Consider the following 13,461-nt stretch of genomic DNA (forward strand, 5'->3'; position numbering starts at 1 on the left):
CCCAGTGTTTTTCCCAAGGTCTGCGACTCACACTGATCGCGGGGGAACCGCATCACGAAGCTGAGTGGACAAAGCAAGGAGTTTCGTCATGATCAAACCTCAAACTGGGGAACGCCGTGCAATCGACGGCGAACCGGTGCCGCAGGGCTACCTATCGGCCCCGTGCGAAACGGACGCAGACTGATGCCGGAGGATTCTGCAAACGCCGGCCCGGTGTCCCGCCGCACGCTCTTGAGGTTGGGGGCGGCCGGGGGAGCCGGAGCCGCGCTGGTCGCCGCGCAGGGGTGGGGCGCCCCGTTTCTGGCTCAGAGGGGACTGCTCTCGGCCGACGGCGCTTTTGCCGCCACATCCACAGCGCTTAGTGATGGCTTTTTCTACCTTGAGAAGTTCCCGACGAGCCCGCTGATCATCTCGCCGTTTACCGATCCCCTACCGATCCCGAGGGCGCTCGCCCCGGTCCCGAGGTCGGTGTACAGCGCCTGGCGGAATCCGCCGGGACCCGGGACGGGCCAGCAGAACTCGCTGCGCAACGAGCGGCACCAGATCTGGCCCGGTCAAATCGGCTATCCAGACCCGATCGTCTACAAGATCGACGTACTGCTTCGGACCCACGCCTTCACCACGTCTCAGGTGCTGCCGATCGACGCAGACGGTAAGCCGACTGTCTCGTTCGACTCATCCGGCAAGGCTTATTCCCCGGGCACGAAGCGGACCTTGCCTCTCAGCACGATCTACGGTTTCAACGGCACCTTCCCCGGGCCGATGATCAACGCCGAATACGGCAAGCCGGCGCTCGTCCGCTTCGAGAACCACCTGGACGAGAACCCGCTCAACCTCGATCGCCAGGACTTCGGCTCTCCGGACTGGTCCTTCCTCACCCACCTGCACAACGGTCACACCGCGCCCGAGAGCGACGGCAACCCGCACTACTCGATGGTGTCCGGGCCGAGGCGCATGGGGTTCCTGCCGCAGATGTGGGTCGACAACCTGTACCTGAACTGGCCGGCCGGTGGAGACGACCGGGAGAAGCAGAGCTTCTTCTGGTTCCATGACCACCGGATGGATCACACCGGCTCGAACGTCTACAAGGGCTTGGTCGGCCTGTACCCCATCTACGACCCGAAGTACGGTCTGGACATGGGAGACGAGCGGCAGGGCCTCCGGCTGCCCGGCGTCCGCACTGACAACCCGGACGGGTCCTTCGACGTCAAATACGACATCCCGCTGGCCTTCTCCGACTTCCGCCTTGACGACGGCGACACGGTGCACAAGGACATCCACGACGGGCAGGGCGAGTTCCCGGCCGCCAAGAACCCGGCCAAGCACCCCGAGTGGTGGGGCAAGACGTTCTACAAGCACTTTCCCAACCACGGCTTTGTGGGCGACATCTGCACGGTCAACGGCACGGCCTCCCCGGTGCTGGAAGTAAAGCGGCGCAAGTACCGCTTCCGGTTCCTTGACGCCTCAGTCTCGAGGATCTACGAGTTCAAGCTGATGAGCTCGACGCTGGGCCCGAAGTCGTCGGCGTCGCTCGGCTACGTGGATGACGAGCTTGAGGGTCAGTACCGCATCGAGGACGGCCAGCAGTGCATGCAGTTCACCCAGATCGCCTCGGACGGTGGGCTCCTGCCGTTCCCGATCAAGCGGGACTCGTTCGAACTGTGGCCGGCCAAGCGGCGCGAGGTCATCGTCGACTTCACCAGGTACCAGGACGGCACGCCGACTACCAAGGGCGATGTCATCTACCTCACCAACGTTATGAAGATGCCCAACGGGCGGATGTGGTCCAACTCGTCCCGCTTCTTCCCCGATCCGAAGTACAAGGTGCCGGTGCTGAAGTTCGTGATCGGCGACAACGCGCCGGACGACAGCCAGATTCCGGCGCCCCAAATGCCCCTTCGTCCGCTACCGCCGCTGCCGAGCAACTGGCAGAGCCTGCTGGACAACCGCCTGATCTTCGAAGTGAAGCGCGGCAGCTTGGGCGGGGAGACCGAATGGCTCATCAACGGCAAGCCCTTCGACCCGACGACGGTGGTGACGTGCCTGAAAAACCCGGCCGGCGCGACGCCGCTGGCCCGGCAGAAGAAGAACAGCTTCAGCCTCTGGGAGGTCCGCAACGGCGGCGGCGGCTGGGTGCACCCCTTCCACCTCCACATGGAGGAGCACCGCACCGTCATGCGCAACGGCAAGGACGTGACTCGTGCGGGAAACCCCGGGCATCCCGACGACGTCTCGAAAGAAGACCTGGCGGCGCTCGACCCGGACGAGTCGGTGATCCTCTACCGCGGATTCCGGGACTTCGTCGGGCCCTACGTGGCGCACTGCCACAACCTGGCGCACGAGGACCACGCCATGATGTTCGGCTGGGAGATCACACCGTGACTGCCTCCCTCCTCCCCTGATGAACCAAGGGGCCGGGGTATGTCGCACCAGGCAAGCCCCGGTTCCGACAACGGATATGCGAGGTAACGGGAGATGATCGACACCAAACTCGGCAACTCCGTCAACGAGCGCAGCGGCGCGATCCCCGGCCCAGCCGTCCCGTGGCTGACGGTTCTATCGCTGGCTGTCGTGATGGCCTACGCCGACGGTTTCTGGATGATGTCGCTGCGGGGTGCCGTTGGGGCCATTGAACGCACGCAGGAGCCATTCGCGAGCTGGCTGCGGGAGTCCACCTTGGTCCTGCCGGTTTTCGTCGTCGCGGTGCTCGGGGCACTGACGTTGGCGCTCCGTCTATTCGGGCCGGTGCTGCGCCCGTCGAGGACGGTCCTGGCGGCGCTGCTGGTCGTTGCGGCCGGCACCGCCGTCGGCATCGCAGAAATTTCGGTCAGTTCGGCCTACGACTATGACCTGCAGTCAAGCCAGCTGCAGCTGATGGACTCGATGAGCCATACGTGCACGGAAGGGAACTGCCTGGCGCTGCAACAGCAGGCGACGCTAGGGCTACAGATGCGCGCCGTGGGCTATGGTAGCGGGATAATCCTGCTCACCAACCTCGTCCTCGTCGGCTGGGCGGTGGCGATCCGGGGCGGCCGACTGGACGTCAGCAGGCCCCGACGGCGAACGGCCCGCGGCGGCCGAATTGACCACCGGCGGCTGTATCTGGCTACTGCTCTGTTCGGCAGCGCTGCCATCCACGCCGCCGTCGTACCCCAGCATCTCAGCGAGTGGGCCGCCGCCGGTGCCTTCTTCATTGTTCTCACCGCAGCACAGCTTGCCCTTGGACTCTTGTCCCTCGGACGGCGGCACCGCACCATGCTCCGGGCCGTCGCGGCAGTCTCGATCGTGCCGCTGGCGCTGTGGCTGTACTCCCGCACGGTCGGACTGCCCTTCGGACCCGCAGCCGGCGTACCCGAACCGTCGGGACTGCCGGACTGGGCTGCCGGCGTCCTGGAGCTGAGCACGTTGGTGGCCGCCGTCGTCCTACTCCGCGAAAAAGGCCGGCTCCCCAAACGCCCACCGGCCTCAGCCCACATCCGCTCGCTCCCGGTTGTGGCGGCGATCGCCGTCAGCGTCCTGGGACTCGCCGGAACCGGCCTGGCCTCGTTCGACAACCCGGGAAGCCCGGGGGAAGAATCGGTGAGAACTTCCCCGCATTGAGACGCGCAGAGGTTGACGCAAGGGAACGAGGAGCGCCGACCGCTGGCATCAGGCCGCTGACGGGACAGCAGCGACGAAACTGTGGCTCGGGAAGGCATGTGGGGGGCTTAAGGCCCTAACCGAGCTCCTGGCAGGCGGCGCACACTGAAGTGTCAGCGGACCGTTGGGCACTGCTGCTCGGGTCGTGGGCTGGCGGAGCCGTCACGCCACGAGAAGAGCAGGATTCGCAATGATTAAACCAATCGTCGTCGGCATCAATGGGTCTGCCGGAAGCGAGGCCGCACTCACGTGGGCACTTCAGCGGGCGGCCCGACTCCAGCTCCCGGTCATCGCTATTCATGCAGTGGACGACCGTTGGATGTCTCCTGATTTCCAGTATCAGGAGCTCATCAGGGAATCGGGCATGGAACTGTTGCATAAGGCAGCGGCCAGCGCCAGCCGGCAGGCGCCCGACGTGAAGGTGGAGATCCAGCTTCGTCATGGCAGCGCGGGCGCGGCACTGCGGGAGGCGTCCAAACAGGCGTCCATGGTGGTTGTCGGCGTACATGACAGGCATTGGATGGACGGCGGTCCCCTGACGGACCGCGCTCTGCAGATCGTCTCCGCCTCGGACAGCCCGGTAGCCGTCATCCCGCTCAAGCAGGGGGCCGCTGCCGGGGGCGTCGTCGTCGGCGTCGACGGCTCCGAAGAGTCTAGCCAGGCCGTCCAGTTCGCTGCCGCCGAAGCCGACCGCGGCCGCGATGAGCTGACCGTGGTGCTCGGGTTCCGGAGCCCTGCGCGCTGGGTCGAGAACCGGTTGCCGTCGAGCGGACTCGCCGAAACCATGGTCGCGGAGAACCGGATCGTCCTTAGCGAATCCGTGGCCGGCCTGGGCGACAAGTACCCCGACCTGGTGGTCCATCAGCGCCTCGAAAAGGACACCGAGCCGGCCAAAGCCCTCGTCGACATCGCTGCGGAGGCACGCCTGCTGGTAGCCGGCAGCCGGGGGCGTGGAGGCTTCTCCCGGCTGGTGCTCGGCTCCACAGCCCACGCTGTCCTGCTGCACGTGCCGTGCCCAACCATTGTCACCCGGGTGCGCAAGGTCAAGCACGAGGACTGACACCCGGCGAGGCGCTGATGACGGCCCATGACGAGGTCAGGGGAAGATCGCCGGGATGCTGACCGACGGGATGTCCGGCGTTCGCCGTCCCCGAAGCTTGTTTTGCCCTGATGCCTTTCCCACGTACGATCTATAGGGTTTCAAGCTACTTTGCTGGACGCCGCACGTCGTCCCGGTCAATCCCGGATGAACGTTGCGCGGCGACGGGAATGAAAATGCTGACCGTCGACTCTGCAGATTGGGCAACAAGTGGAAATCACCGTAATGGTTGCGCTGGTGATATCGCTGGCGCTTTTCTTCGACTTCACCAACGGATTTCATGACACTGCCAACGCGATGGCCACCCCCATCGCGACCGGTGCCATCAAACCCAAAACGGCAGTCGCCCTCGCGGCGGTGCTGAACCTGGTGGGCGCTTTCCTTTCGACGGAAGTGGCCAAGACCGTGTCCGGCGGCATCATCAAGGAAGGCTCGGACGGGATCCAGATCACCCCGGAGATCATCTTCGCGGGACTGATGGGCGCCATCCTCTGGAACATGATCACCTGGCTCAAGGGCCTGCCGTCGAGTTCCTCGCACGCGCTCTTCGGGGGCCTGATCGGCGCCGCCATAGCGGGCATCGGCATCCACTCGGTGAACTTCGAATCCCTGCTCCAGAAGGTGATCCTGCCGGCCATCTTCGCGCCCATCATTGCCGGCGGAGTGGCGTACCTGTGCACCAGGCTGGCTTACGCCCTTACGTCCCGGCACGACCCGGAAACCGGCAGCAAGCTCACCCAGAAGCGCGGCGGATTCCGCACTGGCCAGATCTTCACCTCCAGCCTCGTTGCCCTCGCCCACGGAACAAACGACGCCCAGAAGACCATGGGCATCATCACCCTCGTGCTGATCGCAGCGGGAACCCAGCAGGCCGGCACCGGACCGCAGCTTTGGGTCATCACCGCCTGCGCCCTGGCCATCGCGGTCGGCACCTACGCGGGAGGCTGGCGCATCATCCGGACCATGGGGTCCGGCCTCACCGACGTCAAGCCCGCCCAGGGCTTCGCCGCCGAGACCAGCACCGCCTCCGCGATCCTGGCCTCCTCCCATCTGGGCTTCGCATTGTCCACCACCCAGGTGGCCTCCGGCTCCGTGATCGGTTCCGGACTGGGCCGCCGCGGCACAACAGTGCGCTGGGGCACCGCCGGACGGATCGCCGTCGGCTGGCTCTTCACCCTCCCGGCCGCCGGCATCATGGGCGCCCTCACGGCGATGCTGGTAGGGATCGGGGTGGTGGGCGTTGTCATCGCCGCCGTCGCCGGAACCGCCGCCGTCCTGTACATGTTTTTCCAGTCGCGGAAATCGCACGTGGGCCACCACAACGCCGTCGAGGTCGAGGAAGCCGGGCAGGCCGTGCAGTTCCGCAAGAAGAAGGCGATTGCCGTCAGGCGCGGCAACAACAAGACGAAGGGTGGCCAGTAATGAAGTGGCTGGAACTGTTGCAGGTCGCCGGAGCAACCCTCGTTGCCGCGGTAACCGTCGTCGTCCTCTACGCCCTCGGAGTCCGGCTCACGGCCATCGCCGGCGACGTACGTGAAAACAAGCCGGTATGGGTCCGTCCGCTCGCTATCGCGTGCTTCGGCCTGTGTGGCATCGCCGTCCTGTTTGGGCTATACCTGATCATTCCCTACTTCAGCAAGTAGCCCGCGGCACGGCACCGTCTGCCGGCCCGGCTGCCCGCGGTCACCGCTGCCCGCGGTCGCCGCGGGCTATGGGAACCCCGGACGGTAATCGCTAGGCTGGGGCCATGTCGAGTCTCCAGTACTTCGTGGCCTCATCCCTGGATGGATTCATCGCGACAGCCGATGACAAACTGGACTGGCTGTTGCAGTTCGACGGCTTCGCCGGGGGCAAGGAAAGTTACGATGCGTTCATGGCCGACGTCGGCTGCATCGTGATGGGCGGCGAAACTTACGCCTGGCTCATGGAACACGAACCCGGCAACTGGCCCTACCCGTCCACGCCGTGCTGGGTCTTCACCCACCACGAACTCTCGGCTCCCAAGGGAACGGACATCACCTTTGTCCGTGGCCCCGTGGGGGAGTTCGTCGAGGACCTCAAGGAGGAGGCGGGCGGGCGTAACGTCTGGATCGTAGGCGGCGGTGTGTTGGCAGCGCAGTTCGCGGACGCCGGCGTGCTGGACGAACTCATCATCTCAATCATCCCGGTGGTGCTCGGGAACGGCAAAGGCGTGCTTCCGCTGGCCGGCCCGACGGCGCCGCTGGAGCTGATCTCCTCCCAGACCATGGGCCGGGGCATCGTGGAGCTGCGCTACCGCTTCGGCGGACAGCGGCCCTAGCGGGCGTGCGACGACCTACTCTGCGATGTTGCGGATCAGGTTCGTGATCCGCGCCGTGGACAGCCGGCGGCCCTGCTCGTCCGTCATAACAATCTCATGCGTGGTGATGGTCCGGCCGAGGTGGATGGCCGTGCACGTCCCGGTCACGGTGCCCTTGGTGATGGCCCGGTGATGCGTCGCGCTGACGTCGATTCCCAGTGCCTGCCTCTTGGGCCCGGCGTGCATTCCGGCGGCAAAGGAACCAAGAGTCTCGGCCAGGACCACATGGGCGCCGCCGTGCAGAATCCCGGCCACCTGGGTGTTGCCTTCCACCGGCATGGTGCCTACCGTGCGCTCGGGACTCATCTCCAGGAAATGGATCCCCATCTTCACCACCAGCGCCCCCACGCCGTACTGTCCGAGCCAGTCATGCATTTCCTCGGGCACTCCGGCAGCCGCCAGTTCGGCCGCGAACGGGGCCGGCGTGAAATTGTCCATCATGGGAACTAGGCTGGCACCTGTGAGCGAAACTACCAAACCGGCCCTTGCCCCATCCGCAGCAGACATCCTCCCGGCAACTGAGACCGAATCAGTGACTGCGGCCAGGCCCGCCCGGAAGTCCAGCCGGGCCGCGGGGCCGGTTTCCGCCACTGAGGCACCCGTGATTCCCATCACGGACCAGCCCCGGCTGATGGTCCTCGACGGCCACTCCATGGCCTTCCGCGCCTTCTTCGCCCTACCGGCGGACAAGTTCTCCACTGCCAATGGGCAGCACACCAACGCGATCCATGGGTTTACTTCCATGCTCATCAATCTCATCAAGGAACAGAAGCCCACCCACATTGCCGTAGCCTTCGATGTCTCGGATGAGACCACGCACCGCAAGGCCGAATACAGCGACTACAAGGGTGGCCGCAACGAGACCCCCCGGGAGATGAGCGGCCAGATCGACCTCATCGACAAGGTCATGGGCGCGTGGGGCATCAAGACCATCAAGATGCCCGGTTATGAGGCTGACGACATCCTGGCCACTCTTGCCACCATGGGAGACAAGGCCGGTTTCGAGGTCCTTCTCGTATCGGGCGACCGTGACGCCTTCCAGCTGATTACGGACAACGTCTTTGTGCTGTACCCCAAAAAAGGCGTGAGCGATATTCCCCGGTTGGACGCGGCAGCCATCCAGGAAAAGTACTTCGTCAGCCCCGAACAGTATTCTGACCTCGCCGCGCTGGTGGGGGAGTCCGCGGACAACCTCCCCGGTGTTCCCGGCGTCGGCCCCAAAACGGCCGCCAAGTGGATCAACCTCTACGGCGGGCTGGAGGGGGTCCTCGAGAACCTGGATTCCATCGGCGGGAAGGTGGGGGACGCCCTCCGCGAAAACGTTGAGGACGTCAAGCGCAACAGGCGGCTGAACAGGCTGCACACCGACCTCGACCTCCCGGTAACGCTGGACGAGCTCGCGGAACCGCGGCCGGACCAGTCCGCCCTCGAGGAGCTGTTCGACACCCTCGAATTCAAGACCATCCGTACCCGGCTCTTTGCCCTCTACGGCAGTGAGGCCCCGGAAACCGCGGAGCGGGAAAGCGTCGACACGCCGGATTTCGTGACCCCCGGCCGGGCAGCTGAGCTGGCCGCCTTCCTGGCGGCAGGCGCCACGCAGCGATCCGCAGTAGCCGTCGATCTGGTCCCCGGGCGGATCGGCGAGGACGCCGCCGCGCTGGCGATCGTCCGCGACGGCGCCGCCGCATACATCGACCTCGCCGGCCAGGACGCCGCTGCCGAGAACGTCCTGGCAGCGTGGCTGCGGGACCCCGAATCGCCCAAGGTGATGCACGGGTACAAGGCTGCCGTGAAGGCACTGGACGCCCGTGGTTTGGAACTCGAGGGCGTCGTGGATGACACCTCGATCTCCGGCTACCTGATCGAGCCCGACCGCCGCAGCTACGAGCTCGCGGAGCTGGCGCAGCACCACCTCAACATCGGCATCTCCACCGCCGCAGCGAAGGCTGGACAGTTGGAGCTGGACCTTGATGGCGATGAAGCCGCCGCCGGCGCACTCGTCCAGGTCGCCGCCGTCGTCCACGCCCTGAGCCGCTACTTCGAGGCGGAGCTGAGGGAGCGCCAGGCGCAGGAGCTCCTGTCCACTCTCGAGCTTCCGGTCAGCCGCGTCCTGGCCGACATGGAACGTGCCGGGATCTCCATCGATATGCGGCGTATGGACGAGCAGCTGGCGGATCTTTCCAAAGTGATCGACAACGCGCAGGAGCTTGCCTTCGCCGCAATCGGACACGAGGTGAACCTGGGATCGCCCAAGCAGCTGCAGACGGTCCTCTTCGACGAGCTCCAGCTGCCCAAGACCAAAAAGATCAAGTCCGGCTACACCACCGATGCCGCCTCGCTGAAAAACCTCCTGGAAAAGACCGGGCATGAATTCCTGGTCCAGCTGATGGCGCACCGCGAGTCGTCGAAGCTGCGCCAGATGCTGGAGTCGCTCAAGAAGTCCGTCACCGACGACGGCCGGATCCACACCACCTACGCGCAAAACGTCGCAGCCACGGGCCGGATCTCCTCCAATAACCCCAACCTGCAGAACATCCCCATCCGCAGCGAGGAAGGCCGGCGCGTCCGCGGCATCTTTGTCGTCAGCGAAGGCTATGACTGCCTGCTGTCCGCGGACTACTCGCAGATCGAGATGCGCATCATGGCCCACCTCTCGGGGGACGCCGGCCTGATCCAGGCCTACCAGGACGGCGAAGACCTGCACCGGTTCGTGGGCTCCAACATCTTCCATGTGTCCACCGACCAGGTGACCAGCGCGATGCGTTCCAAAGTCAAGGCCATGTCCTATGGCCTCGCCTACGGACTGACCTCGTTCGGGCTCTCCAAGCAGCTGGAGATTTCCGTGGACGAGGCACGTACCCTCATGAAGGAATACTTCGACCGGTTCGGCGCTGTCCGCGACTACCTGCGCGGCGTCGTGGACCAGGCCCGCATCGACGGCTATACGGCCACCATCGAAGGCCGCCGGCGCTACCTGCCGGACCTCACCAGCACGGACCGGCAGCTTCGCGAGAACGCGGAGCGCATCGCGTTGAACTCACCCATCCAGGGATCGGCTGCGGACATCATCAAGCGGGCCATGCTGGGCGTCGCCGGCGCGCTGGCCGAGCAGGGACTGAAATCGCGGATGCTCCTGCAGGTCCATGACGAACTGGTCCTCGAGGTGGCCACCGGCGAACGGGAGGCCGTGGAGAAGCTGGTCACGGAACAGATGGGCGCTGCGGCCGAGCTCAGCGTCCCGCTGGAAGTCCAGATCGGCGTCGGTCCCACCTGGTACGACGCCGGGCACTAGGTTTTACGGCTCCGGCTTGCCGGGGCAACAGGGTTCAGCGGCAGGTCTTTTCACAGTGGGAGACGTACGTGGCAGAGAAGTATGAGATCAGACGGTTCCGCGCGGCAGAAAAAGGCGGAGCCGGCTACGCCTGGGGCACGGAATGGCTGCGCGGCGTGGGCGTCGGGTTCTACGACGAGCGGCACAAGGACGAGTTCGTGGACAAGGTCATGGCCATGTACCGCGTGGACAACCGCGAGATGACGGGGGTCTACCAGACCGGCGACGTCGCGGCCCACTCCCTGGCCTCCGACGTCCCGGTGGCCACCTTCGCCACGCTGCGCAAGGAACTGAACATCGGCTACGGCCGGAAGTTGCCGGCCCACATGGTCACCGCGGTCACGGTGCGCGGGACGCACCGTCGCCAGGGGCTGCTGCGCCGGATGATGACGGAGGACCTGACGGCCGCCCGGGCGGACGGGATGGCCATAGCGGCCCTGACCGCCTCGGAAGCGTCGATCTACGGCCGGTTCGGCTACGGCGTCGCCACCTTCGAGCGCAGCATCACGGTGGACACCGGGCCGCGCTTCCGGCTTCGGCACAGCGCCACCGGCCGGGTGGAAATCGCCGACCCCAGGGTCCTGCTGGACCTTGCCCCCGAGGTGTTCGCCCGCGTCCACCGGCTTACCCCGGGTTCGCTGGGCCGTCAGGAGGCGTACCGGCAAAGGGTTTCCGGTGCACTGTCCAAGGACGGCACCGAGGACGACGGGGTCAAGTGCGCCCTGCACTACGACGCCGACGGTACGGTGGACGGCTACGTCTCCTACAAGTTTGCCGGCTGGGAGGCCAAACCTCCCACGGTAAAAATTGTCGACCTGCTGGCCGCCACCGACGCCGCCCAGCTGGAGCTGTGGCAGTTCCTGGGCAGCATTGACCTCGTGGAGCGGGTCAGTTGGCAGGAGGCGCCGGTTGACGATCCCCTGGGCTGGGCGCTGGATGACCCGCGCTGCGTTGAGTCCTCGGACCACCGGGACATGCTCTGGCTCAGGATCCTGGACACGGAGGCGGCCCTGGCGGCACGCCACTATGCCGCGGACGGCACCCTCGTCCTGCGGATCCTGGACGGCCTGGACCTTGCCGGCGGAACGTTTGAGCTGGCCGTGTACGACGGCGGCGCCACCGTCAGCCGCGTGGAAGGGGACCGTGCAGCGGACCTTGTCATGGAGGTCGCGGCGCTCGGCTCTATTTACCTCGGCGGCGTCTGCCCGGTCACGCTGGCCGCGGCCGGCCGGATCAGCCAGCCCACCGCCGGAGCAGCGCTGACCGCCCGGCAGATGTTCGGCGTCGAACGCGCCCCGCACTGCCTCACGCACTTCTAGGCGGATGCGGCGCCGGGAGAGCCTCGACGGGCCTCGTTGCGCGCTTTGACCGGCGTTGACGTAAACGACTAGACTAAACGGGCGCGTACTACGTGCGCGCATCTACAATCCACAAATCAGGATGACCCGGCTGATCTCAATTGAGGTGCCGTGTGCTTCGCCTGCATTCCTTAATGCGGGCGCAGCGGTTTGCCTGACCGACTCACTATCCACAACGGAGCCCCTACTACATGACCATCACCTCCACCGAGAAGCCCGGTACCCCCGTAGTCGCGATTAACGACATCGGTACCGCCGAGGACTTCCTCGCAGCAGTCGACGCCACCATCAAGTACTTCAACGACGGAGACCTCGTCGAAGGTACCGTCGTGAAGGTCGACCGCGACGAAGTTCTGCTCGACATCGGTTACAAGACCGAAGGTGTCATTCCCTCCCGCGAGCTGTCCATCAAGCACGATGTTGATCCCGGAGACGTCGTCTCCGTTGGGGATCTCGTCGAAGCCCTGGTGCTCACCAAGGAAGACAAAGAAGGCCGCCTGATCCTCTCCAAGAAGCGTGCTCAGTACGAGCGTGCCTGGGGCGACATCGAGAAGGTCAAGGAAGAAGACGGTGTCGTCACCGGTACCGTCATCGAGGTTGTCAAGGGTGGTCTTATCCTCGACATCGGTCTGCGCGGCTTCCTGCCCGCATCCCTCGTCGAGATGCGCCGTGTGCGCGACCTTGCTCCGTACATCGGTCAGAAGATCGAAGCCAAGATCATCGAGCTGGACAAGAACCGCAACAACGTTGTGCTGTCCCGCCGTGCATGGCTCGAACAGACCCAGTCCGAGGTCCGCTCCACGTTCCTCAACAAGCTGGAAAAGGGCCAGGTCCGTCCCGGCGTCGTTTCCTCCATCGTCAACTTTGGTGCCTTCGTGGACCTGGGCGGCGTAGACGGCCTGGTCCACGTTTCCGAGCTGTCCTGGAAGCACATCGACCACCCGTCCGAGGTTGTCGAAGTTGGCCAGGAAGTCACCGTCGAGGTTCTCGAGGTGGACCTGGACCGCGAGCGTGTTTCCCTGTCGCTCAAGGCCACGCAGGAAGATCCGTGGCAGACCTTCGCCCGCACCCACGCCCTCGGGCAGGTTGTTCCGGGTAAGGTCACCAAGCTGGTTCCGTTCGGCGCGTTCGTTCGCGTTGAAGACGGCATCGAAGGCCTGGTCCACATCTCCGAGCTCGCAGTCCGCCACGTTGAGCTGGCCGAGCAGGTTGTCTCCGTAGGGGACGAGCTGTTCGTCAAGGTCATCGACATCGACCTCGAGCGTCGCCGCATCTCCCTCTCCCTCAAGCAGGCTAACGAGGGCGTTGACGCCGAGTCCACCGAATTCGATCCGGCTCTCTACGGCATGGCCGCAGAGTACGACGAAGAGGGCAACTACAAGTACCCGGAGGGCTTCGATCCGGAGTCCAACGAGTGGCTTGAAGGCTACGAGACGCAGCGCACCGCCTGGGAGCAGCAGTACGCTGACGCCCAGACCCGCTGGGAAGCCCACAAGAAGCAGGTTGCCCAGCACGCTGCCGACGACGCTGCAGCTGCAACGTCCGGCGAGAGCGACTCCGGCACCACCAGCTACTCCTCCGAGCCGGCTGCAGCCGAGACCGGTGCAGGCACGCTTGCTTCGGACGAGGCTCTTGCAGCACTGCGCGAGAAGCTGACCGGCAACTAATTGCCACTGATGCTCAGGGAGTCCGCTCC

10 protein-coding genes are annotated in these 13,461 nt (G+C 65.3%); 9 read left to right on the plus strand and 1 reads right to left on the minus strand.

Annotated elements, in window-relative coordinates; translation table 11 throughout:
- The first annotated feature begins 183 nt into the window (after nt 1-183).
- From ACVWZ8_RS18070 to ACVWZ8_RS18095, 6 genes are all read left to right on the plus strand, one after another.
- Nucleotides 184-2,382, plus strand: coding sequence for a multicopper oxidase family protein (locus ACVWZ8_RS18070; protein ID WP_456505395.1), 2,199 nt, complete (start codon nt 184-186; stop codon nt 2,380-2,382).
- 93 nt (nt 2,383-2,475) lie between these two features.
- Nucleotides 2,476-3,600, plus strand: a complete 1,125-nt coding sequence (locus ACVWZ8_RS18075; protein WP_426978006.1) for a hypothetical protein — start codon at nt 2,476-2,478, stop codon at nt 3,598-3,600.
- Between the two features lie 229 nt (nt 3,601-3,829).
- The gene (locus ACVWZ8_RS18080; RefSeq protein ID WP_456505396.1) at nt 3,830-4,699 is read left to right on the plus strand and encodes a universal stress protein; all 870 of its coding nucleotides are present in this window, start codon (nt 3,830-3,832) and stop codon (nt 4,697-4,699) included.
- Nucleotides 4,700-4,948: 249 nt separating this feature from the next.
- On the plus strand, nt 4,949-6,160 hold the full coding sequence (locus tag ACVWZ8_RS18085) for an inorganic phosphate transporter (protein ID WP_426978003.1): 1,212 nt from the start codon (nt 4,949-4,951) through the stop codon (nt 6,158-6,160).
- Nucleotides 6,160-6,381 (plus strand): hypothetical protein, encoded by a 222-nt coding sequence (locus ACVWZ8_RS18090; RefSeq protein ID WP_354241217.1) that lies wholly within the window; start codon nt 6,160-6,162, stop codon nt 6,379-6,381. Before ACVWZ8_RS18085 ends, ACVWZ8_RS18090 begins: the two co-directional genes overlap by 1 nt.
- A gap of 104 nt (nt 6,382-6,485) precedes the next feature.
- Nucleotides 6,486-7,037: a dihydrofolate reductase family protein gene (locus ACVWZ8_RS18095; protein ID WP_456505397.1), complete on the plus strand. Its 552-nt coding sequence runs from the start codon at nt 6,486-6,488 to the stop codon at nt 7,035-7,037.
- Between the two features lie 15 nt (nt 7,038-7,052).
- On the opposite strand, the gene ACVWZ8_RS18100 is transcribed toward ACVWZ8_RS18095, so the two are convergent.
- Entirely contained in the window at nt 7,053-7,517 is a 465-nt protein-coding gene (locus ACVWZ8_RS18100) for a hotdog fold thioesterase (protein ID WP_426978000.1), read from the minus strand.
- 211 nt (nt 7,518-7,728) lie between these two features.
- On the opposite strand from ACVWZ8_RS18100, the gene polA reads away from it, so the two are divergent.
- From polA to rpsA, 3 genes are all read left to right on the plus strand, one after another.
- Nucleotides 7,729-10,368 (plus strand): DNA polymerase I, encoded by a 2,640-nt coding sequence (gene polA / locus ACVWZ8_RS18105; RefSeq protein WP_456505974.1) that lies wholly within the window; start codon nt 7,729-7,731, stop codon nt 10,366-10,368.
- Between the two features lie 68 nt (nt 10,369-10,436).
- Nucleotides 10,437-11,726, plus strand: coding sequence for a GNAT family N-acetyltransferase (locus tag ACVWZ8_RS18110; RefSeq protein WP_456505398.1), 1,290 nt, complete (start codon nt 10,437-10,439; stop codon nt 11,724-11,726).
- A gap of 230 nt (nt 11,727-11,956) precedes the next feature.
- A complete protein-coding gene (rpsA, locus tag ACVWZ8_RS18115; protein WP_426977998.1) occupies nt 11,957-13,432 on the plus strand; it encodes a 30S ribosomal protein S1 in 1,476 nt (491 codons plus the stop codon).
- Nucleotides 13,433-13,461: the final 29 nt, after the last annotated feature.

The organism is Arthrobacter sp. UYCu723 (assembly GCF_054059215.1).